This is a genomic window from Stenotrophomonas nematodicola (genome assembly GCF_009467805.1).
GTDB lineage: Bacteria > Pseudomonadota > Gammaproteobacteria > Xanthomonadales > Xanthomonadaceae > Stenotrophomonas > Stenotrophomonas nematodicola.
On the sequence record NZ_WIAY01000001.1, the window covers coordinates 1,224,630 to 1,246,423 of the forward strand.

Genomic DNA, 21,794 nt, shown 5'->3' on the forward strand with positions numbered 1-21,794 from the left:
CCGCTCAGCCGGGCTGCGTGCTGCCCTGCCCGACCGGCGCCAGTGCCGGCGCGCGCGACGGTCGGCTCGGGAAGGCGTGGCGCACGATCCGCCACATCACCTGGCCGAACTGCCGGGGCAGCGAGCCGGTGTTGTAGTGCTGGCCGTAGCGCGCGCAGATCCGCTTCACCTCCACGGCAATGGCGGCATAACGGTTGGCCGGGATATCCGGGTAGAAGTGGTGCTCGATCTGGTGGCTGAGATTGCCCGACATCAGGTTCATCAGCTTGCCGCCGGTCAGGTTGGACGAGCCGCGGAGCTGGCGCAGGTACCAGTGGCCGCGCGTCTCATCGCGCACGCATTCCTTCGGGAAGGTTTCGGCATCGGCGGTGAAGTGGCCGCAGAAGATGATCACGTACGTCCACACGTTGCGGATCAGGTTGGCCGCCACATTGCCGAGCAGCACCGGCAGGAAGAACGGGCCAGCCAGTGCCGGGAACAGCAGGTAGTCCTTGAACATCTGCCGGCCCATCTTGCGGCCGACCGGACGGAACTGTGCACGCAGCTGCTTGAAGGTCATCTTGCCGGCGAACCAGCGGCCCAGTCGCAGGTCCTGGATGGCGATGCCCCATTCGAACAGCAGCGCGAACACCACCGCCACCACCGGCTGGAGCAGGAAGAACGGGCGCCAGCGCTGCTCGGGGAAGATGCGCAGCAGGCCGTAGCCGATGTCGTCGTCAAGCCCGCGCACGTTGGTATAGGTGTGGTGGCGGAAGTTGTGGGTCTTGCGCCAGTTGTCGGCGGTGCCGACGATGTCCCATTCGTAGGTGCTGCCCTGCAGCTGCGGATCACCCATCCAGTCGTACTGGCCGTGGATGACGTTGTGCGCCAGCTCCATGTTCTCCAGGATCTTGGACAGTGCCAGCAGCACCACGCCGGCGATCCACGCCGGAATCAGCACGCTGTGCACGAAGGCGCCCAGGAACAGCAGGGCGCGGCCGGCCACGCCGGTCCAGCGCACCCCGGCCATCACGCGGCGGATGTAGCGCGCATCGGCAGCGCCCAGCGTCGCCAGCTGGCGCGCGCGCAGCGCGTCGAGTTCAGCGCCGAAAGACTGCAGTTCGGCGGCGGAGAGTACGCGGTTGTTGACGGATGACATGCTTACAGCTCCAGGATCAGGTCGGTGCTGGCGCTGTTCACGCACAGCTTCACTTGCGTGGCCGGTTCGGCCGCGTACTCGCCGGTGAGGGTGTGCCGGGTCACGCCGGACGCCTTGCCGCATACGCAGGTATTGCAGATGCCCATGCGGCAGCCGCTGGCCGGGCGCAGCCCCTCCGCTTCCAGCGCCTGCAGCAGCGACGTGCCGCGCGGCAGCGCCAGGGTGCGTCCGCTGCGTCGCAGTTCGACCTGTACCAGACCGGTTTCGGCATCGGGCAGGACCGGCGGACTGAACGCTTCCACCTGCAGCGCGGCGACCTGCGATTGCAGGCGTGCACGCGCGGTGTCGACGAAGCCACCGGGTCCGCACACCAGCACGCGGGCGCTGGCCAGATCGCCCAGCGCATCGAACGCGTAGGCATCCACGCGCGGGGCCGGGGCCTGCGCGTCGCGGGTGGGCAGGTAGTGCACGCGCAGGCAGGGATGGCGCGCGGCCATCGCGTCCAGTTCGTCGACGAAACACAGCGCCTCGCGCTGGCGTGCCCAGTACAGCAGGTCCACCTGCGCAGGCATGCCGGCCGCATCGAGCTGGCGCAGCAGCGCGCGCATCGGTGTGATGCCGCTGCCGGCGGCCAGCAGCAGCAGGCGCTGATCGGCCTGCGGAGGCAGGGTCATCCCGCCGAACGCCTGGCCCAGCTCGAACACCTCGCCCAGGGGCGCGCCGCTCGCCAGGTGCTGGCTGACACGGCCACCGTCGATCGCCTTTACGGTGATCGCCAGCGTGCCATCGGCCAGCCGCGTGGGGCTGTAGCTGCGGGTCAGGCGGCGGCCGTCGACCTCCACGCCCAGATTGACGTGCTGGCCGGCGGCCATCCCGCGGAAATGGCGGTTCGGCTTCAGGATCAGGGTGACCGCGTCGGCACTGGCCGCCTCACGGGCGACCAGCCGGGCGCGCGGGCGGCGCAGCGTCCACAGCGGATGCAGGCCACCGGCCCAGAAGTCAAACAACGCCTCGGGCACCCAGTGGCGGGGCGACAGCGGGGTGCGGCGGCGGGAATCAGGACGAAGGCGTGCGCTCATACAGGCACTATACGGCCGAGCATACGCCTGTGTATACACTTGTATATCCGTGGGACCGGCTATGATTCAGCGACGTGACCACCCTGCCCCCGATGACCTCCCCAGACCTGCCCCCGACCGTGGTCGACGATGCCCACCACGGGCGCAAATCCTCGATCACCCGCGACGACCTGCTGGCCGCCGCCCTGGCCCTGATCGGCCCGCATCGCAGCGTCTCCACGTTGAGCCTGCGCGAAGTGGCGCGCGAAGCCGGGATCGCACCGAATTCGTTCTACCGCCAGTTCCGCGACATGGACGAACTGACCGTCGCCCTGATCGACCTGGCCGGGCGATCACTGCGCACCATCATCGGCGAGGCGCGCCAGCGCGCGGCCTCATCCGAACGCAGCGTGATCCGGCTGTCGGTGGAGACCTTCATCGAACAGCTGCGCGCCGACGACAAGCTGCTGCATGTGCTGCTGCGCGAAGGCAGCGCCGGCTCGGATGCGTTCAAGCAGGCGGTGGACCGCGAGCTGAACTATTTTGAAGACGAACTCCGGGTCGACCTGATCCGGCTGGCCGCCGCCGACGGCGCGGTGCTGCATGAGCCGGCGCTGGCGTCCAAGGCGATTACCCGCCTGGTGTTCGCGATGGGGGCCACGGCGGTGGACCAGCCTCCGGAGAAGGACCCCGAGCTGATCGAACAACTGGCGCAGATGGTGCGGATGATCATCACCGGTGCCCGCACCATCGCCGGCAATCCGCCGACGCGCTGAGTACCGCCAGCCGTCAGCGCTTGTCGTCGGGCGCATACCAGAACGGAATGCGGTACTCGCGGCGACGCTCGCGTCCACGCTTCCCGCCGTCCGCATTCCAGACCAGCAGCAGGTCATGGCGTCCCGGCGACAACCCCTCCAGCGGCAGGTAGCCGGCCAGGCCGCGCATCTCCAGATCACGCCGCTCGATGGGCAGGAAGCCGTCGAGCGGCACCGGCGTGCCGTCCAGGCTCACCTGCCAGACCTTCGCCAGGCAGGCCACGGCACGGCTCGCCGCCTCCGGGCCGGCAGCCGTATTGCCGCCATCGGGCAGCGCACACAGGCGCTGCGCCAGTGCGTTCTCGCGTTTTGGCTGGTGCGGAATGAACAGCCGCAGCCGGCTGCCCTGGATCACGTCGGCCGGGATCATCGGATAGCGCAGCAGGCGATCGTGCTCGGTACGCAGCGATTCGTAGTGGGCACTGAGCATGCCCTGCTCGACCGCCGCTTCGGTGACCAGCGAATAGCGGTCCAGCAGCGAAAAGCGCATCGACCCCACGGCCTGCACCCCGCCGATCACCATCGCGACCATCACCGCGCCCATATACAGCCACATGAAGTGCCGGGCGCGCTGGTTGCTCTGCAGCATCAACTGTACCGGCAGCAGCATCCGCATCGGCACAAACCACTGATTGAGGGCCAATACACGGTGTGTTGCCCGCTCCAGTCGCGGGCTCGCTTCGCCGCGCGCGTGCCGCCTGGCGACCGCTTTGTCCATTATTCCTGCGCCGAGGCCCAGCATCACCGGTACGCCCGTGAGCACAGCGAGGATCGCCAATGCCACCTCATCCGAATGGGGGAACAGCGCACCGATACCCGCCGAGACCGTGATCGCCAGTATCGACATCAGCCCGATGACGGCCATCGTCAGGGCGAACAGGAGCGTGGTCGAGAACAGCGTCGACGCGGCGCGGTCGGCATTGGTGATGGCCTGGTCCAGGCCGACTACCCGGGCCTGGTAGAACCCGCGCGCGGTACGACCCAGAAAGGGAATGTGATCCCAACGGATACCGTCGGGGAAATTGCTTTTCAGCCCGATCAGGCCGACCCAGTAACCACGGATGGCCAGGTGCGCGATCAGGGCTATCGCCAGCACGTAGCACAGGCCAACGCTGGTGCTGAAGCCGAACCAGAGCGCCTGCCAGTAGATGCCGTCGGTGTGCACCTCGCTGACCGCCCAGGCATCGAAAATGCGCCCCGGCACCGCCAGCAGTGCGAAGGCGAGCAGGCCGGAGATGAACATTTCCAGTTCGTCGGTCCGCTCGCGCAGGCGGGCAAAACGACCGTGGGAATCGGCGTCTGCACCGGGTACGTCGGGGGTACTGCCAGGGTCGAGCGCGTCGCTCACAGGCGGATCGTCCATGCGGTTTGGCGGAGTATACGGGGGCTGCCGCCACATTCGGCAAGGTCCGGACACGACGACGCCGGCCCGGGGCCGGCGTCGCATTGCTGCTCGTGAACGATACGGAGGCTGCGGGGATCAGCGGTAGACGCGCTCGCAGCGACGTTCGACCACGCGGTTGCCGGACTCCTGCTGATGCCGGCCCTGCACGTTGCGGCCAACCGCACCGCCAGCCACCGCGCCTGCCACCGTCGCCACCTTCTTGCCATTGCCGCCGCCGACCTGGTTGCCCAGCAGGCCGCCGACAATGGCGCCGGTGGCGGTACCGGTGATCCGGTTGGGGTCCTTCGCGTTGCGCTGGACTTCCACGTTCTTGCACACCACCTTGCTGCCGTCATTGAAACGGCGTCCTTCGTCCTTCGGTCCGTAGGTCTGAGCCGTGGCGGCAAAGGACGATGCCAGCAGCGCGCCTACGCACAACAGATGGGAGAGGGTCGGTTTCATGTCGGCTCCTTGTGTCAGCTCGTGGCGCCAGTGTCCGCGTCGGGACGGCTGCAGGCCGTGAAATGGTGTGGATGCCGCGTCAAGGCGCTGCCGTTGGTTCAGCCTGCAGCGGGGCGGCGGCGGCGCCACGCCGCCCTGCCGCACGCCGCCCCGCGCTCAGGGCGCGCGCCGCCTGCCCAGCGTTTCGCCAAGCCGATCCAGCCGTGCAGACAGGTCCTTAAGCACCACGCTGCCCTTGCCTGACAACCACGACAGCTCCTCTTCAAGGAAGGCCTCCCGGCCCTTTTCAGGCTGTGGCAGCGGCGGCAGGATGTGGGCGTAGTAACTGTTGCCGAGCAGACGGTGCAGCAGCCGTTCGCCGGGGAACGGCGCGTTGTTGTTCAACGCCCGTGCCGCTTTGATCAGATTGCGGATGTCGTACTGGGTCGGGCTCAGGTCCGGTACCTGCTTGCGCAGCCCCAGCAGGGTGTACACCGCCACACGCGCCGTGCGGATCGAGCTTTCCATCGTGAAGATCACATCGTTGCGCGTTTCCACGAACTGGCCGAGCAGGCCCAGGTTGGTGCAGCCGGCCGGTACCACGTGCGGACGGTCGCCAGCGGCACGCGGCATGAACTGCGCGGTGATGTACGGCATCAACGCCAGCCGCACCCTGGTCGCGGCGGCCACCGCATCGATCTGGTCGCCGATGCCCAGGTGGTGGCACAGTTCGGCCAGCACCTCGCGTCCGGTACACGCCGGCATCGGCTTTTTGATGTGGTTGCCGTCCTGATCCATCAACAGGGCATAGACCCATACAACTAGCACGTCCTTGGGCTGGTCCACGAAATGCGGCTGGCGGTTGACGGTGAAGCTGAGCACCCAGTTGGAATCGCTGATGGTGATGACCCCACCGGTCACGGTGCGCCCGGAGTACGGATCGTTGACCGACAACGTGCGGATCTTGTCCACCAGCGGCGAGGGGCGGCAGGTCAACGTGGCCGACTCCCACATCGAGCGGTCCACGTCGCCGTAGAACTTCTCCGGCTTGCCGAAGATCGGCGACTGCCGCGCGAGATTGCGCCACAGCGCCCAGTCACTGTCCTCGCCCGGGTCCCGGCGGTCGCGCGCCAGCGGCGGCACGGTGTCCATGTCGCCGTACGCCGTGCCTTCGGTCATCGAACCGGTGAGCGCGAACACCAGGTCGCCCGCCGCAACCGGCAGCGTGGTCTCGCTGCCGGCCACCCGGCAGCGCAGCGCGGTGACGGTGCGTGACTGCCCGTCCACCGCCATCTCCAGGTCGTGGACGCGGGTATCGAACTGCACGTTGACGCCCTGCGCGCGCAGCATCCGCGACAGCGGCACCACAAAACTCTCGTATTGGTTGTACTTGGGAAACACCAGCGCGGACATGTCGTTCAGACCGTCGATGGCATCCAGGAACCGATGCATGTACAGCTTCATCTCGAGCAGGCTCTGCCAATTCTCGAAGGCGAACATCGAGCGCCAGAAGAACCAGAAGTTGCTCTGCAGAAAGCCTTCGCTGAAGTAGTCCTCGATGGTGACGTCGTCCAGGTCTTCCTTGCGCTTGAGCAGCAGCTTGACCAGCTCCCATTGCTGGCCGCGGCTCAACCCGAACGTGGCGAAATCCTTGACCTTGCCCTGCTGGTGCAGCAGCCGCGCCTTGGACCAGTTCGGATCGTTGTCGTTGACGGCGCGGTACTCGTCGAGCACGCTGAAGCCGGCCGGCAGTTCGAGTGCCGGCACATCCTGGAACAGGTCCCAGAAATTGTCGTAGTTCCAGTTCATCTCGCGGCCGCCGCGGATCAGGTAGCCCTGCTCGGCATCCCCCGCGCCATCCAGCGAACCGCCTTCGATCTCCAGGCTGTCCAGCAGCGTGATGTTGGCCGGCGGCATGCCGCCGTCGCGGATCAGGTAGAACGCCGCCGCCAACCCGGCGATGCCGGTGCCGATGATGTAGGCCTTGCGCTGCGCCACGTCCTCCGGCGGCAGCGGCCGGTTGCGCATGTAGGCCCCCATCATGTCCGGCGGTGGCAGTGTGTTCTCCGGCCGGTTGGACCAGTAGCCGCCGGTGCTGTCCGGCTCGTGCTCGAAGGCCGGCGTGGCCCCTGCGTTGCGTCCCGGTGCGGTGGGCTGGCTCATGGCACTGCTCCTGTAGGGATGGAAATAGCGTGCACCGTCCATGTTACGCAGCGGCGTCGGTCACGCCTTGATCCGCATCAAAGACCCGGGCTTCACGCGGCGCGCACTATCTTTTGCCAGACTTTTTACGCAGGGAGCCGCCAGCACGTGAGCCGGCATGCAACGCAGGCGCGCGCTACGAACGCGCGACGCAGGATCGCCTGGGGGATTGGCGCGGCACTGCTGGCCGCCGCCCTGCCGCTCACCGCCGTCGCCCAGGACAGTCCTGCGCTGGACTGGGTGCAATCGCAGCAGCGGCTTGAGCAGGTCTCCGACGCGCTCGCCGCCGCCGATGCATCGGTGCGCAACAAGGAAGACCTGCAGGACGCCACCCGGCTGCTGCGGCTGCCGGAGATCACCGGCGAAGTGCGCCGGCTGCAGTTCCAGAAGACCCTGACCCTGCCGCTGGGCTCGTTGACCCCGGTGGCCGAAGCGTTCGGCATCGACTCCCCGTTGCAGTTCACCGAGCGCGACTGGCGTACCCGGCCGGTGGTGACCGCGGTGCTGCCGCTGTATACCGGCGGCCTCATTCCGGCAGCCCAGCAGGCCGCGGCCGGTGCCACCGAGCAGGCCAACGCCGAGCGCGACGCGCAACGCCAGTCGTTGAGCGTGCAGCTGGCCCAGGCCTACTTCGGGCAGCAGCTGGCCGAGCAGGCGGTGAACGTCCGCCGCGACGTGCGCGATGGCATGCAGCGCCACCTCGACGATGCGCTCAAGCTGGAGCGCGAGGGCTTTGCCACCCGCGCCCAGCGGCTGCAGGCCAACGTCGCCCGCGACAAGGCCGAGCGCGAGTACCAGAAGGCGTTGAACGACCTGCAGACACTCAAGGCCGCGTTGTCCACGCTGCTGCGCAGCGGCGGCGAGGTGCGGCCCATCTCGCCGTTGTTCGTGCACCGCGCGCCACTTGGCGACGTGGCCAGCTTCGAACGCGTGGCGCAGGCGCGGCAGCCGCAGATCGCGCGTCTGCGCGCCGTGGTGGCGCAGGCCGAACAGGGCGTACGTGTGCAGCAGGCCAAGCTCAAGCCGACCGTGTATCTGTTCGGCCAGTACGACTTCCGCCGCCGCGATGAAATGATCACCGACCCCGATTGGGCGTTCGGCATCGGCCTGAAGTACACCTTCCTGTCGCCCAGCTCGCGCCCGGCGCAGATCCGCGCTGCACGCGCACAGCAGGAGCAGGCCGAGGCCGGCCTGCGCGAGGCCGAAAACCAGGTGGCGCTGGGGGTACGCAAGGCCTGGAACGAGCTGGAGACCGCGCGCCACCAGTACGCGCTGCTCGACAGCAGCATCGAACAGTCGCGCGAGAACCTGCGCCTGCAGGAACTGGCCTATCGCGAAGGCCAGGCCACCTCGCTGGATGTCATCGACGCCCGGCTCGGTCTGGGTGGCGCCCGCGTGGAACGCGCGCAGGCCGCCTTTCAGTACGACGTGGCGCTGGCGCAGCTGCTGGAGATCAGTGGACAGATGGACCGCTATGACGAATTCCGACGCCGTGCGGACGAGGTGATCGACCATGAATGACACATTGCAGGCGCCGGCCGACGCCCCGCCCCCGAACAAGCGCCGTGCCGGCGTGGTGATACTGGTGGCGCTTGCGCTGGTGGTACTGCTGGGCCTGTGGCTGGCATGGCGCACACCGGCCGACCAGCTGCAGGGCATGGCCGACGCCGATACGCTGAACGTGGCCGCCAAGATCACTGCACGGCTGGCCGAGCTGAACGTCCGCGAGGGCGATCGGGTCGCGGCGGGCCAGGTCCTGTTCGTGCTCGACAGTCCCGAAGTGTCGGCCAAGGAGGAACAGGCGCACGGCGCCCTGGACGCCGCCCGGGCCGTCGCCGACAAGGCCGATGCCGGTGCGCGCAGCGAGGACATCCGCGCTGCCCAGGCCAACTGGAAACGCGCCGAGGCCGGCGCCACCCTGGCCGATGCGACCTACCGGCGCGTGCAGAACCTGTTCAACGAAGGCGTGATGAGCCGTCAGAAGCGGGATGAGGCGCTGGCCCAGTCGCGCAGCTCGCGCGAACTGGCCAATGCCGCACGCGCCCAGTACGACCAGGCGCTGGCCGGCGCACGTGAACAGGACAAGCGAGCCGCGCAGGGCCAGGTGCGCCAGGCCCGGGGCGCGGTGGCCGAAGTCGATGCCGCGCGCGATGAGGTCAACGGCCGTGCACCAGTGGCCGGCGAGATCAATAAACGCATGGCCGACATCGGCGAATTGGTCCCCGCCGGGTATCCGGTGTTCACGCTGGTGGACATCGACCGCATGTGGGTGTCGATCAACCTGCGCGAATCGCAGATGCAGGGGCTGAAGATCGGCAGCCCTCTGCGTGGCAGCATTCCCGCGCTCGGCCGCGATGCCGACTTCGAGGTCTACTTCATCAATCCGGCCGGTGACTACGCCACCTGGCGCAGCACGCGCCAGTCTTCCGGCTACGACGTGCGCAGCTTCGAGATCCGGGTGCGCGCGGTGGACCGCATCGAGGGCTTCCGCCCGGGCATGAGCGTGCTGTTCGCGTGGCCACAGGGATGAAGCCGCCGCTGCGGGCGGGATTCTCCGCCTCGCTGCAACGCGAACTGCGGCACCTGCGCGCCGATCGCGCCGACCTGGCGCTGGTCACCGTGCTGCCGCTGCTGATGCTGCTGGCAATGGCCTGCCTGTTCTCCGCGTCGGTGATGCGCGCGGTGCCGATTGCCGTGGTCGACCTGGACCACAGCGCCGAAAGCCGCCTGCTCACGCGCATGCTCGATGCCAGCCCCGGCGTGGCGGTGGCCAGCCAGCCGCCCACGTTGGCGCAGGCGCAGACCCAACTGCGCCGCCTGGAGGTGTTCGCCGTCGTGCTGGTGCCGCGCGATGCCACCCGTCAGGCGCTGCGCGGCGGCGAAGGCACGGTCCTGGCGTATTACAACGCCAGCTACCTGACCACCGGGCAATCGGCCGCACGCGATATCACCGACGCCGTCGGGGCCTGGAACGCGCGCCTGCTGACGGAGCGGATCGGGCTGCAGGTGGGCCCGGGCAAGCTGCGCGCCGCGCCGATCCGGGTGCAGTCGGAGATCCTCTACAACCCGGCCCGCAGCTATGAGCTGTTTCTGCTACCGCTTGTTTTCCCGGCGATCCTGTCGCTGGTGCTCGCGCTGGCGGCGGCCAGCAGCGTAGGCCGCGAAGTGCGCGACGGCACGCTGGCCGCCTGGCTGGGCGACGCACCGTGGGCAGCGCTGGCCGGCAAGCTGCTGCCGTATGTCCTGCTGTTCGCCGTGTATGGCGCCGCCGGCGTGCTGTACCTGGCCTATCTGCGCGGCGATGGCGTGGCCGGCAGCCTGCTGCTCCTGCTGCTGGCACAGCCGCTGTTCTACCTGGCCTGTGCGGCCTATGCGGTGCTGTTCGTCGGCGTCACCCGCGACATGGGCACGGCATTGTCGGTGGTGGGTCTGTCGCTGGGCACCGCGCTGGCGTTCTCCGGCGCCACCTTCCCGGTGATCGACGCGCCGCTGTTCACCCGCATCTGGAACCTGCTGCTGCCGCTGACCGCCTATGTGAAGCTGCAGACCCAACAGCAGTTCGTCGGCGCTGCAGGAGCGGTATCGCTGTGGCCGCTGGCCACGCTGGCGCTGATGATCCTGGTCGCCGGCGGCATCGGCGGCTGGCGGCTGATCGCCACCGCGCGCGCCCTGCGACCCGCAGCGTCGGCGCAGGGAGCGTCGCCATGAGCCGGGTCTGGGACAGCCTGCGCCAGACCCTGCGCGCGGTGCTTACCGACCGCTACGCACTGGTGGTGATGATCGGTGCGGTGGTGCTGTATTCGTTCTTCTATCCGGCCGCGTACCGGCACCAGGTCGCCGGCAACCTGCCGATCGTGGTGGTCGACCTGGACCAGAGCGCCACCAGCCGCGAACTGCTGCGCCGCGTGGACGCGCTCAATGCGGTGCGCATCGTGGGCCAGCCGGCCAGCCTGGACCAGGCGCGCCGCGTGATGGAGGCTGGCCATGCCGAAGGCATCCTGCTCATCCCGGACCGGTTGGAGCGCGACATCCTGCGCGGGGGCAGCGGCGATCTGGTGCTGATCGGCAACGGTGCCTACCTGGGCCGTGCCAGCTGGGTAATGGCCGGCGTGGCCGAGGCACTGGGTGCGTTCGGGCGCGACGCTGCCGTCGCGCAGGCCGCGTTCATGGGCCCACCGCAGCCGCCGCCGATCCGCCTGGTGCAGCGCCCGCTGTACAACACCCACGAGGGCTACGGCAGCGCCATCGTCGCCGGGGTGGCCGAACTGATCGTCCACCAGACCCTGCTGATGGGCATCGGCGTGCTGCTGGGTACCCGCCGCCTGGCCCTGGGCCGGCGCCTGCGCTTCGATCTGCCGACGTTGTCCGGCATGGCCGTGGGGTTCTGGTTGATCGGCATGCTCGGCCTGCTCTACTACGTCGGCTTCACCGCCTGGGTGCAGGACTATCCGCGCGGCGGCAATCCCGTCGGTGTACTCGTGGGCGGTGCGCTGTTCATCGCCGCGACCGTCGCCTTCGGGATGTTCATCGGCAGCTTCTTCCGTACCCGCGAGCGCGCGTTCCAATACGTCATCGCGTGTTCCATCCCATTGTTCTTCCTGGCCAACCTGTCGTGGCCGGCGATCGCATCGCCACGCGCACTGGTCGCCCTGTCGCAGTTGCTGCCCACCACATCGGGGATCAACCTGGTGGTCCGCATGAACCAGATGGAAGCCAGCGTGGCCGACGTCGCCCGCGAGCTGTGGACGCTGGTCGGGCTGGCCGTGCTGTATGGCGGGCTGGCGATCTGGCGGCTCGGCCCGCAGCGCGCACCGCGCCCATAGCGGCCCCCGGAACGCCCCCTCCCCGCCCCATTCGACAGCCTGGCGGCACCCGACAGCGATTGAACGGGACCTCCTGCCGGCGACGGGTCGTTCCCGCAGGCTGATTCATATTCCCATCGTTGAACGTACACACCGCCCCTCACAGGCAATCAAGCAATGACAGGAACAAAAAAGCCCCCGATCGGGGGCTGTTCTGAACAACACAGTCATCACGTTACGGCGTTGATCCCGGTGGACGACGACGGCGGGTTGATGATGGATGTGACCATCCACTGAGCACATCATCCACCAGCCTGTAAGCGCTGGCCTGCTGCTCGTCGTCGCCTTCGATCTTCTGCTTTTCGTCTGCGCGCATGCGCACGTAGTCGGCGTTGAATTCATCAAAGCGCGAGGGTTCGACCCACTTGCTCTTGAGCGCCTCGATTGCTTTCCGGATGCTGGAACGGTCCAGAATGACATCCGCCGCAATGTCGCGCAAAACCTCATTGCTATGTTTCAGCATGCGCAACTCACTTTTCAGCGCATCCACTTCGCGGGATTTTTCCTGACCGTACTGAATGGCTTCAAGTTCGCTACGCAGGCTCCTGCGTTCGCGTTTTTCATCCTGCTGATCCAACTCAATCTTGCGAAGCTCGGCCTGCCCTTCCGCGAACTGAACGTTCTTCTTCAACAAATCGCTTGTACTCTGGTCCGCGTCGCGACTGACTTGCCCCGCAATCTTCACCAAGTCCATAGGCCCTCCTTTTTGTATGGGTCATTCACCACCAAAGCACCGATCCTAGCATTGTCAAGCCAATCCAAGCGGCGTCCGGCGCGCTCTTCCCTGCCGTAAAACGGCTTGCCGTTGTCTGCCCTGATCACCTGCGGCAAACCGCGCTGAACGGCCAGTCTGTCCAGCCTCTGGCAACGCCTTGGCCGGGGATGGCCCGTTCCACCTGGATGGCCACAGCCCCGTGGGTGGCGTCGTCTACGATGGTCAGTCACTTGATTGCCCGGCCTTCCGCGGTGCGGTCGAACACAACATCCATCGACCACACCTGATTGGCGGCCGAGGGACGCAGCAAAGGTTGCCGCGCACCAACGGGGACCTTCCTGCGCTTCCTGCGACGCACCTGCAAGCCCGCTTCCTGATACAGGCGCTCCACCGGCTTGTAGTTCACTACCAGCTCCTGCTGCCCGAGTTTCAGATGGATCATGCCTAGGCCGTAACCCCGTTTTCCACAACGCCCCCTCGATGACGTCGTTCTCGAGAACCTGCCCGGCCGGCAGCGTCTTCAGGCGCGTGTTCTCCGCCTCCAGGTCCTTGAGCCGCCTGGCGTCAGGCACGGTCATGCCACCGACCCTGCTGCGCCACAGGCAGTAGGCGGCCTCACTGAAAGCCATGTTGGCGGCATGCGTCCCTGATCGGCCTGCCCGCCTGGGCCTCGCGCAGAAAGCCGATGATCTGCGCTTCGGAAGAACGCTTCTTCACGTCCAATCGCCTTGTGGTTGAGAATTGGACTCCAAAGCGTCGTGCTACTCAATCCCGGGGGGACGTCGCACGCGCCACGTCACCCGCCTTCACCGCTTCTTCCCACTTCTCCCGATCTTTCACTGCGCTCAGCTCCTTCAAAAGGTTGAAGCTAAGGCAGATTCATGATCGGTCAAGCCGCGTCCGGACTGGTCACCCTCTCGTTTCCGCACGCCTCATGATGAGCATCCAAAAATCAGTGTGCCGCGCGAGCAAGGCTAAATGAGTAGGCGCAAGTCATCCCGGTCGTGCCAGCCAGATCAAGACCCGATCTTTGACCGTGGCGCCCCTCCTAGAAGAGGCGCCTCAGCCTTTTACCAAGAGCTCATGCGGTGGCCACTGCTGCCGGCGCCCCTTTCTTCCGCGACGTCGAGGTTTTATCCGAGCGCTCGTTTACTTCCTTGATGAAGGCCTCAAATTCCACGATGTCCGACATGAGCTCATCCGGGTCTGGGACCGCGATCCCACCGAACTGGGCTTTGTCGTGCGCGTAGTTGGAACACTTGGACATACCTGCTTCGACGCGCGCGTAATCAGCATCCGTCACCGTCACGCCTGACAGGCGCTGCGTCTCCACCCCCTTACGGAACCGAAGAACGACATTTCGGAGCAGCACCTCCTCTACTGCTCGCTCCCAAGCTAAGCGCAAGTTGGAGTAAGCCCCTACGGTGAGGTCGTAGTGCTTCTGCTCCTCCCCAAGCTTGTGCGCCTTCGCTGCTTCAACGTGAACGGTTTTGAGGAACCCTACACGCTTTGAACTACTCAATCCTTCGAATGGAAGATTGGGACTTGCAACGCCGTAACCCTGGGCTTGACGCACCAGGCTCTGAGTCACGACGGGCCTGCCCGCACGTCCGGCAGCTTCCGTCAGCAAGTTCAGGAAATAGATGTCGTGCGTAAAAATAATTACTTGCCGCTTCTCTGCCTCATCAGCAAGACGTTTTGCGACGCGTTCACGACGACGGTGGTCTAACGAACACACTGGATCATCGAACACGATCGCTCCTGTTTGGCCGCTCAGCGAAACCTCAGCCAAGAATGATCCAATGGCGATGGCGCGCTGCTCGCCTTCGCTGAGGATCTCGGAGGGAGATAGCGCCTGCGGCAACGCCAAGCGGAGCCGGTGGAGCGTCTTTCCACGCGCTGAGCGACTTTGCGAGAACACACTCAATGAAGAGACGCCGAGTGACTTGAACTCGCGATTGAGCGCTTCACCCAGTTCCTTGGAGACCACTTGGGCAGCAATCTCGGTGGCCTTGGTGGAAATTGAACGCGTCTTGAGATGGGGCAGGCAGGCTTTCAATCTGGATTGCACCGCCAGCTTGCTGATGGCGCTAAGCACCGAGTCTTTGACCACCGCCAACTGCATGCGGGCATTAAGCTCATTGAACTCGCCCTGCAAACCATTACGCGCCTTTTCATCCGAAGCGTCATCAAGCGCTTTGGCTGCGCTGTGCAATTGCTCAGCAAGTAGCGAAAGGGCAGCTTTCGGACTCACCCCGGCACTAACCACCACACTCCAATCATCGGCAGTGGCAGCATCTTTGACGGATTTCTGGCGCGCAATCAACGCCTCCTCAAACGCCTCCACGTCGCTGGCCAGCTGCTCGTTTTCCGCGCGAAGCTCGACCCGAATAGCCTCATCCAACCCGAGTGTGACGACCTCCTTTGTCATCGGCACAAAAACTGCGCGAAGATCCTCTCGCCTGGCATCACGCGCCTTCTCTGCCTCAGCCTGGACAAATGCCTCAAAGCGATGCAGGCGCTCGGCGCCCGCTTGCAGTGGCTGCTGGCAAAGCAAGCAAGCGTCATCCGACGAGAGTTCATCGAAGCTCTTGTCTGGATATGCACTGACGGCAAACTTCTTTGCCGCGTCATAGAGATCGCGCCACACCTCGCCACCGGTGCCTGGCAAGAGTTTGCCGCCCTCTGTATGCAACTGAGCGGCGATCTTGGCTGCGACCTGCGCATTGCGATAGGCATCAGCTGCTTGATGGACGACCGTCACCGCCGCTTCGCTCAGGCGCTCCTCTTCGACTGCCACCTTCGCTGCAAGTGCACTAAATCGCTGCGCCCGAAGACGAACTTGTTGTGCCTTCTCTTTGGGGTTTCCTTCCTTGAGACTGGCTTCCACTTCGGCGCGCCGCGCAAGCTCTTTGTCGCCCAGGGTCGCCAAGCTTTCGATCACCTCAGGCTTGGTCTTGGCAGACAACGCAGCAATTTGTTTCCCAACTTGCGTCTCACCGAGGAGAGGCGCAAAAGCACTGATGTCGACCTGTGCCCTGAGAAGTTCGTCCGAAACCTTGGCTTCCAGACGCTGACATACCGTTGCGAGCGCTGCGAACACTTCTAAGCCGTAAGGCACATAGGCAAAGTCTCCCTCCTGGTCGAGATATGCCTTAGCGCAGCGCGCATCAAAAACCGCAATGGATGAAAGCTCCGCTGGCGGTGTGACGCCCTGCTGCCAAGTAAGCTCGCTGACCACACCGCCTTGCGACACAACAAAGGTCGCCTGCGGCGTGGTGGACTTGGAAGCGGCGAAGTTGGCGTCTGGATGAATGTCTTCTTGTTGATCACGAGCACGGCATGCTCGCTTGAGAACTCGCGAGTAGCCAGACTTCCCCGACCCGTTACTGCCGTAGATGATCGTTAAGCCAGTTGCCCCCATCCCAAGGCTTTGGTGCGGTGCGATAGCATTGACGTGCTGCAAGTCCTTCACAGCTTGTAGCACGATTGCCCTTCCACCCGCAGGTGGCAGTGGAACTTGCCCCGCCGCAAGCGGCTTGGCTATCCGTCCCTTCGGATCAGGAATACCGTTCGCGGATTTAAGCAGCGCCAGCAAGTCCGCCTCGTCTTGCTCATCGAGGGCATTCTTCGCTAGCAGTCGAGAGATGGCATCACTTTGCCAAGGTGGCAGGCCCTTAGACCATTCAAAGATCTCGTTCAAAATCGTCACCACAACCCCCTGTAAGTTCCATTTACTGCGGTGCGGGCATAAGCAGTCACCCGCGATTGAAGCCAGGCACGATCACTGTCCCTGGCTGATTTTCGGTTACATGCCAAACTCCGAATGAATGGCGTCGCGCTCGCCTGCCGCTTTAATAGCAGCGCGCTCATGCTCCACGAGGTCATCAAAGACCGCCTCGTATGCCCGACGCGCAGGCATGTTCGACCAGGCCTCTCTCAGTGCTTCATTTAGAGTGGCAAAGACAACCGCGTCGTCGCTCAGCGCACGCAAGACGGCATCAACGCTCTCGGCATCCAAGATGTGTCCCCAGAGCTTGCCTTCGTTCGTCACGATCCACGGCGCATCTAGGGTCAGGTCGTCGAACCGCTTAAACGCGATCGCGAAGCTGATCAAGCTCGAACGCCACGCATCTAGGTCGCCCTTGCGGTAGCGCGTATGACGATTAGTGGCGTAAAGACCACTGGCATCAGGGTTCTTCGCCCGGGCCGGTCCCACGCCTGCATCTATTGCGCGTTTCAGGGTCTTGGTGCTTCTACCCACATAGATCGCGGCTTCAACTGCATTGAAGTCGGCGTCTTCGGGGCGCTCTTCCAAACGGCGGCGCACTTCCGCGAGCTGATCAGCGGTCAAGCGCTTCTGCGCAATCTGGGTCAGCCGGAATGGAATTTCATTGTCTTGGCTCATCTGATCTTCGCCCCTCCCTAGCGCCGTCCTTGATGCTCTAAGACCACTCAGCTATGTCAGCACAGCCAGAAGCAGAGGATCCACCCCCAGTATCAACTTCTCAATCCGCGTCATCTCTTCCAGCAGCCGCGCATCGTCCACTTTAGTGTAGCGGCCGGTAACGTCTCGGCTGTTGCGGTGATTGAGAAGCCGCTTCACGACCGCATACGAAGCCACTTCCTCGGCCACTGTAGCAAAGGTCCGACGCAGGTCGTGGGTCCGAAGCGCCTCGATCTCGCCAGCTTTCTTCAAGCCCTGCAAGATTGCCTTACTGTCCAAATAGTGGCCTTGCACCGCCCTACTGCTCCGAGCGGGAAAGACCCAAGGAGACTGGCTCTTCTGGGTCGCCTCCTCACGAAGGGTCAGAATGCGCTTGGCACCTGGTGCCAACGGGAGCGTATGGGTAGAGCCGTTCTTCGTATTGGCAAAAGATACCCACCCGGCATCCAGATCCACCCAAGAGCTGATCGAAAGATCTCGCTTATCGATCCGATGGCGCCATTTCAACGGGGCTGCCTCACCCCGCCTGGTGCCCCAAAGAAGCGTCAGAAGGAGGTAGTCGCACGCCGTGCGGTAGTTATCGACCTTGCGCCGCTCCCAAAGCGCTGCCAAGAAGCGCCCGAGTGAACCGTCGCGAAGCTGCATCGGGTTGCGGGCCTGGCTCGCCTCGTAGTCCGCCTCCAACTGCTCGCGCGTTCGGTAGCGCCCTTCTTCGATAGAGCGCAAAGCACGCCTTCACCGTCATCAGGCTTACCCGGATCTCGTCCTTGTCGATTTGCTTGGCCTGGGCAGGCGTCTTGCCACTGGCTTGCATGGAAGCCAGTGCAACCTTGGCGTCTTCACGGGCCTTAGCAAGAGTGATGTCCCGGCAGTTTCCCAAGGTCGCTTTGAGCACACGGGGTCCGATGCGCCGCTGCAAGATGTAACTCATCCCGGTTTTGTTCAGCGCCACCCCAAAGCCAACCGGCGCGTCTCGGTGGCTATCGAACACCACATAGCGCTTCTGATCCGTATTCGGGGCAAACTTGACGATCTTGCCCTCGGCGTTGACCTCCGGCACGCGCGTGAAGGACAGCTGCTCTTGGACCATAGTCGCCGTGAGCGCCAGACGTCGAGAGGCCTTGTTTTCCATCGTGTAGCTCCGGGTGAACCCTGTTTCACTGGACGTTATCCTAGGGCGCTACTTTGGCGCTACAGCTGATTGTCCAAAGACGGGGACAGATGTCCCTACTCGTCCACAGTTGTCGCCACGCAGATCACTTAAAGCACTGATTGATATGTCAAAAATTGAGAAACAGCAGAAATCCGGAAGCGCGGCAGAGCACACCCCGCTCATGAAGCAGTTCTTCGCCGCCAAGTCCGACTATCCGGACCTGCTGCTGTTCTTCCGCATGGGCGACTTCTACGAGCTGTTCTACGACGACGCGCGCAAAGCGGCGCGGCTGCTGGACATCACCCTGACCCAGCGCGGCAGCTCAGGCGGCCCGCCGATCCCGATGGCGGGCGTGCCGGTGCACGCGTACGAGGGGTATCTGGCGCGTCTGGTGGCGCTGGGCGAATCGGTGGCGATCTGCGAGCAGATCGGCGATCCGGCGTTGGCCAAAGGCCTGGTCGAGCGCAAGGTGGTGCGCATCGTCACTCCCGGCACCGTCACCGACGAGGCGCTGCTGGACGAGCGCCGCGACACCCTGCTGATGGCGCTGTCGCGCGGCAAGCAGGGCTACGGTCTGGCCTGGGCCGACCTGGCCGGCGGCCGCTTCCTGGTCAACGAGGTCGATTCCGACGACGCCCTGGAAGCCGAGCTGGCCCGGCTGGAACCGGCCGAGCTGCTGGTGCCCGACGAAGAAAACTGGCCCGACTTCCTGCGCCACCGTACCGGCATCCGCCGCCGCGCGCCGTGGCTGTTCGATGCCGACAGCGGCCGCCGCCAGTTGCTGGCCTTCTTCAAGCTGCATGATCTGAGCGGCTTCGGCATCGACGACAAGCCGCGCGCCACCGCCGCAGCCGGCGCACTGCTGGGCTATGTCGAAGAAACCCAGAAGCAGCGCCTGCCGCACCTGACCGCGATCGCCACCGAAACGGCGAGCGAGGCCATCGCGATGAACGCGGCCACGCGCCGCCACCTGGAACTGGACACGCGCGTCGATGGCGACACCCGCCATACGCTGCTGGGCGTGCTCGACACCACGGTCACGCCGATGGGCGGGCGCCTGCTGCGCCGCTGGCTGCACCGCCCGCTGCGACTGCGCGAGGTGCTGGTACAGCGCCACGATGCGGTGGCCACCCTGATCGATCGCGGTGCCGACGGCGATGTCCGTGACGCGTTCCGGGCGCTGGGCGATCTCGAACGCATCCTCACGCGCGTGGCGCTGCGCTCGGCGCGTCCGCGCGACTTCTCCACCCTGCGCGATGGCCTGGGCCTGCTGCCCGAGGTGCGCGCGGTGCTGGCGCCGCTGGATTCGCCGCGTCTGGTCGCGCTGCGCGACGCACTGGGCTCGCACGACGAATGCGCACACCTGCTGGCCTCGGCGATCGCACCGACGCCGCCGCTCAAGCTCAGCGATGGCGGCGTCATCGCCGAAGGGTTCGATGCGGAGCTGGACGAGCTGCGCCGCCTGTCCACCCACGCCGACCAGTTCCTGATCGACCTTGAACAGCGCGAACGCGCCAGCAGCGGCATCGCCACGCTCAAGGTCGGCTACAACCGCGTGCATGGCTACTACATCGAAATCAGCAAGGGACAGAGCGACAAGGCGCCGGTGCACTACACCCGCCGCCAGACCCTGACCAATGCCGAGCGCTACATCACCGAAGAACTGAAGTCCTTCGAGGACAAGGTGCTGTCCGCACGCGAGCGGTCGCTGTCGCGCGAGAAGCTGCTGTACGAACAGCTGCTCGATACGCTGGGCGGCCAGCTGGAACCGCTCAAGCAGTGTGCCGCCGCATTGAGCGAGCTGGACGTGCTGGCCGGCTTCGCCGAGCGCGCGCAGGCGCTGGACTGGTCGCGGCCCGAGCTGGACACCGCGCCGTGCCTGCGCATCGAGCGCGGCCGCCACCCGGTGGTCGAGGCGGTGCGCGAGCAGCCCTTCGAACCCAACGACCTGGACCTGCACCCGGACCGCCGCATGCTGGTGATCACCGGCCCCAACATGGGCGGTAAATCCACCTATATGCGCCAGAACGCGCTGATCGTGCTGCTGGCCCACATCGGCAGCTTCGTGCCGGCCAGCCGCGCCGTGATCGGCCCGATCGACCGCATCCTGACCCGCATCGGCGCGGGCGACGATCTCGCCCGCGGCCAGTCGACCTTCATGGTCGAAATGGCCGAAACCAGCTACATCCTGCATCACGCCAGCGCGCACTCGCTGGTCCTGATGGATGAGATCGGCCGTGGCACCTCGACCTACGACGGCCTGGCGCTGGCCGATGCCGTGGCGCGCCACCTGGCCTACCAGAACCGCTGTTACACACTGTTTGCCACCCACTACTTCGAACTGACCGCGCTGGCCGACGAGCAGCATGAAGGTGGTGCCAGTGGCATCGCCAACGTGCACCTGGACGCGGTCGAACACGGCGATGCACTGGTGTTCATGCACGCGGTGAAGGACGGCCCGGCCAACCGCAGCTTCGGCCTGCAGGTGGCCGCGCTGGCCGGCCTGCCGAAGTCGACCGTCGCGCAGGCGCGGCGCCGACTGGCCGAGCTGGAGCAGCGCGGCCGCGAGAGCCAGGCCGCCACGGTGGCGCCCCAGGCTCTGGATGCACCGCAGCAGTTCGGGCTGTTCAACGCGCCCAACACCGCCGCACAGGATGCGCTGGCGGCCATCGACCCGGACGAGCTGACCCCCAGACAGGCACTGGAAGCGCTGTACCGCCTGAAGACGTTGATCTGAGGCCATCCCGCAGTGCCGGCCGGGGAGCCGGCGCTGTCCGCCCCCCACACCCGGCGCACTCGGCGTGACGCCTTCGCATTCCCGTCGTGGAGGCGGCGTTATGCTCGGCCGGTTCCCATCCCTGCTCCGGAGTCCGCCGTGAACAACGCATCGCTCGCCGCTTCCCTCTTCCAGCAACTGCAGCAGGGCCAAGGCCTGCAGCAGGTCTCCCGGCAACTGGGCATCGACTCCGACCAGGCCAGCAGCGCCATCGGTGCGGCACTGCCGCTGCTGATGGGCGCAATGGGCCGCAATGCCCAGCAACCGCAGGGTGCCGAAGCCCTGCTGGGGGCGCTGCAGCGCGACCACGCCGGCGGCGGGAGCGGTGGTTTCGATCTGGGTGGTCTGCTCGGCAACGTGCTCGGCGGTGGCGGCGGCAGCGCCACCGATGGCGCAGGCATCCTCGGCCACGTGTTCGGCGGCAACAGCGACCGGGCCGCCCAGGGCCTGAGCCAGGCTACCGGCCTGGACAGCAGCAAGACCAGCCAGCTGCTGGCCATCCTCGCGCCGATCGTGATGGCCTACCTGGCCCAGCGCTTCGCCAACGGCGGCAACCCGGCCCAGCTCGGCCAGGCGCTCGGGCAGGAAGCCCAGGCCGCCAGCAGCGGCGGGCTGCTGACCTCGGTGCTGGACCAGGACGGCGACGGGCAGCTGGGCATCGGCGACCTGCTCAAGCTGGGTGGCGGCCTGCTGGGGGGCAAACGCTGAGTGCGGGATAGAAATAGGCTGTAGCTATCGCTTTGGTTGATTTATTCGAATTTACCGAATGAACGGGCGTACTTACCGTGTCTGCATGCCGTCAC

Annotated in this window: 17 protein-coding genes and 1 pseudogene; 7 read left to right on the top strand and 11 right to left on the bottom strand. The window is 65.6% G+C overall.

The features are described from left to right. Positions 1–4 precede the first annotated feature (4 nt). Positions 5–1,138: a fatty acid desaturase family protein gene (locus GDJ08_RS05725; protein WP_153164460.1), complete on the bottom strand. Its 1,134-nt coding sequence runs from the start codon at positions 1,136–1,138 to the stop codon at positions 5–7. Between the two features lie 2 nt (positions 1,139–1,140). Then, positions 1,141–2,217, bottom strand: a complete 1,077-nt coding sequence (locus GDJ08_RS05730; RefSeq protein ID WP_165699761.1) for a ferredoxin reductase — start codon at positions 2,215–2,217, stop codon at positions 1,141–1,143. A 92-nt stretch (positions 2,218–2,309) separates the two neighbouring features. On the opposite strand from GDJ08_RS05730, the gene fabR reads away from it, so the two are divergent. Continuing rightward, the gene (gene fabR / locus GDJ08_RS05735) at positions 2,310–2,972 is read left to right on the top strand and encodes an HTH-type transcriptional repressor FabR (protein WP_017356049.1); all 663 of its coding nucleotides are present in this window, start codon (positions 2,310–2,312) and stop codon (positions 2,970–2,972) included. A 13-nt stretch (positions 2,973–2,985) separates the two neighbouring features. On the opposite strand, the gene GDJ08_RS05740 is transcribed toward fabR, so the two are convergent. The 3 genes from GDJ08_RS05740 to GDJ08_RS05750 form a co-directional block, all read right to left on the bottom strand. After that, positions 2,986–4,374 (bottom strand): hypothetical protein, encoded by a 1,389-nt coding sequence (locus GDJ08_RS05740; RefSeq protein ID WP_153164462.1) that lies wholly within the window; start codon positions 4,372–4,374, stop codon positions 2,986–2,988. A gap of 117 nt (positions 4,375–4,491) precedes the next feature. Continuing rightward, positions 4,492–4,857 (bottom strand): glycine zipper 2TM domain-containing protein, encoded by a 366-nt coding sequence (locus GDJ08_RS05745; protein ID WP_017356051.1) that lies wholly within the window; start codon positions 4,855–4,857, stop codon positions 4,492–4,494. Positions 4,858–5,013: 156 nt separating this feature from the next. Beyond that, complete coding sequence (locus GDJ08_RS05750) at positions 5,014–6,999, bottom strand: oleate hydratase (protein WP_153164463.1); 1,986 nt, start codon at positions 6,997–6,999, stop codon at positions 5,014–5,016. Between the two features lie 195 nt (positions 7,000–7,194). Between GDJ08_RS05750 and GDJ08_RS05755 the strand changes: the two genes are divergently transcribed. The 4 genes from GDJ08_RS05755 to GDJ08_RS05770 are packed head-to-tail and all read left to right on the top strand — an operon-like array spanning position 7,195 to position 11,861. Then, a complete protein-coding gene (locus GDJ08_RS05755) occupies positions 7,195–8,559 on the top strand; it encodes a TolC family protein (RefSeq protein WP_153164625.1) in 1,365 nt (454 codons plus the stop codon). Continuing rightward, the gene (locus GDJ08_RS05760) at positions 8,552–9,568 is read left to right on the top strand and encodes an HlyD family secretion protein (protein WP_017356054.1); all 1,017 of its coding nucleotides are present in this window, start codon (positions 8,552–8,554) and stop codon (positions 9,566–9,568) included. Before GDJ08_RS05755 ends, GDJ08_RS05760 begins: the two co-directional genes overlap by 8 nt. Beyond that, positions 9,565–10,746 carry an ABC transporter permease gene (locus GDJ08_RS05765; RefSeq protein WP_153164464.1) on the top strand — a complete coding sequence of 394 codons (1,182 nt, stop codon included), beginning with the start codon at positions 9,565–9,567 and terminating at the stop codon, positions 10,744–10,746. The genes GDJ08_RS05760 and GDJ08_RS05765 overlap by 4 nt, the downstream gene beginning before the upstream one ends. Then, the gene (locus GDJ08_RS05770; RefSeq protein ID WP_153164465.1) at positions 10,743–11,861 is read left to right on the top strand and encodes an ABC transporter permease; all 1,119 of its coding nucleotides are present in this window, start codon (positions 10,743–10,745) and stop codon (positions 11,859–11,861) included. Before GDJ08_RS05765 ends, GDJ08_RS05770 begins: the two co-directional genes overlap by 4 nt. 214 nt (positions 11,862–12,075) lie before the next feature. Here GDJ08_RS05770 and GDJ08_RS05775 read toward each other — a convergent pair whose 3' ends face one another. From GDJ08_RS05775 to GDJ08_RS05800, 6 genes and pseudogenes are all read right to left on the bottom strand, one after another. Then, entirely contained in the window at positions 12,076–12,594 is a 519-nt protein-coding gene (locus tag GDJ08_RS05775; RefSeq protein ID WP_017356057.1) for a hypothetical protein, read from the bottom strand. 89 nt (positions 12,595–12,683) lie between these two features. Beyond that, positions 12,684–13,332, bottom strand: a pseudogene (locus GDJ08_RS20175) (transposase); the annotation flags it as partial. 364 nt (positions 13,333–13,696) lie between these two features. Further along, entirely contained in the window at positions 13,697–16,327 is a 2,631-nt protein-coding gene (locus GDJ08_RS05785; protein WP_153164466.1) for an AAA family ATPase, read from the bottom strand. A 96-nt stretch (positions 16,328–16,423) separates the two neighbouring features. Next, complete coding sequence (locus GDJ08_RS05790; RefSeq protein ID WP_153164467.1) at positions 16,424–17,023, bottom strand: hypothetical protein; 600 nt, start codon at positions 17,021–17,023, stop codon at positions 16,424–16,426. A gap of 51 nt (positions 17,024–17,074) precedes the next feature. Next, positions 17,075–17,707, bottom strand: coding sequence for a tyrosine-type recombinase/integrase (locus GDJ08_RS05795; protein WP_153164468.1), 633 nt, complete (start codon positions 17,705–17,707; stop codon positions 17,075–17,077). After that, the gene (locus GDJ08_RS05800) at positions 17,640–18,194 is read right to left on the bottom strand and encodes an integrase arm-type DNA-binding domain-containing protein (RefSeq protein ID WP_153164469.1); all 555 of its coding nucleotides are present in this window, start codon (positions 18,192–18,194) and stop codon (positions 17,640–17,642) included. The genes GDJ08_RS05795 and GDJ08_RS05800 overlap by 68 nt, the downstream gene beginning before the upstream one ends. Before the next feature lie 145 nt (positions 18,195–18,339). Here GDJ08_RS05800 and mutS point away from each other — a divergent pair, with 145 nt between their 5' ends. Further along, positions 18,340–20,952: a DNA mismatch repair protein MutS gene (gene mutS / locus GDJ08_RS05805; RefSeq protein ID WP_425505090.1), complete on the top strand. Its 2,613-nt coding sequence runs from the start codon at positions 18,340–18,342 to the stop codon at positions 20,950–20,952. A 138-nt stretch (positions 20,953–21,090) separates the two neighbouring features. Further along, a complete protein-coding gene (locus GDJ08_RS05810; protein ID WP_017356060.1) occupies positions 21,091–21,699 on the top strand; it encodes a DUF937 domain-containing protein in 609 nt (202 codons plus the stop codon). Positions 21,700–21,794 lie beyond the last annotated feature (95 nt).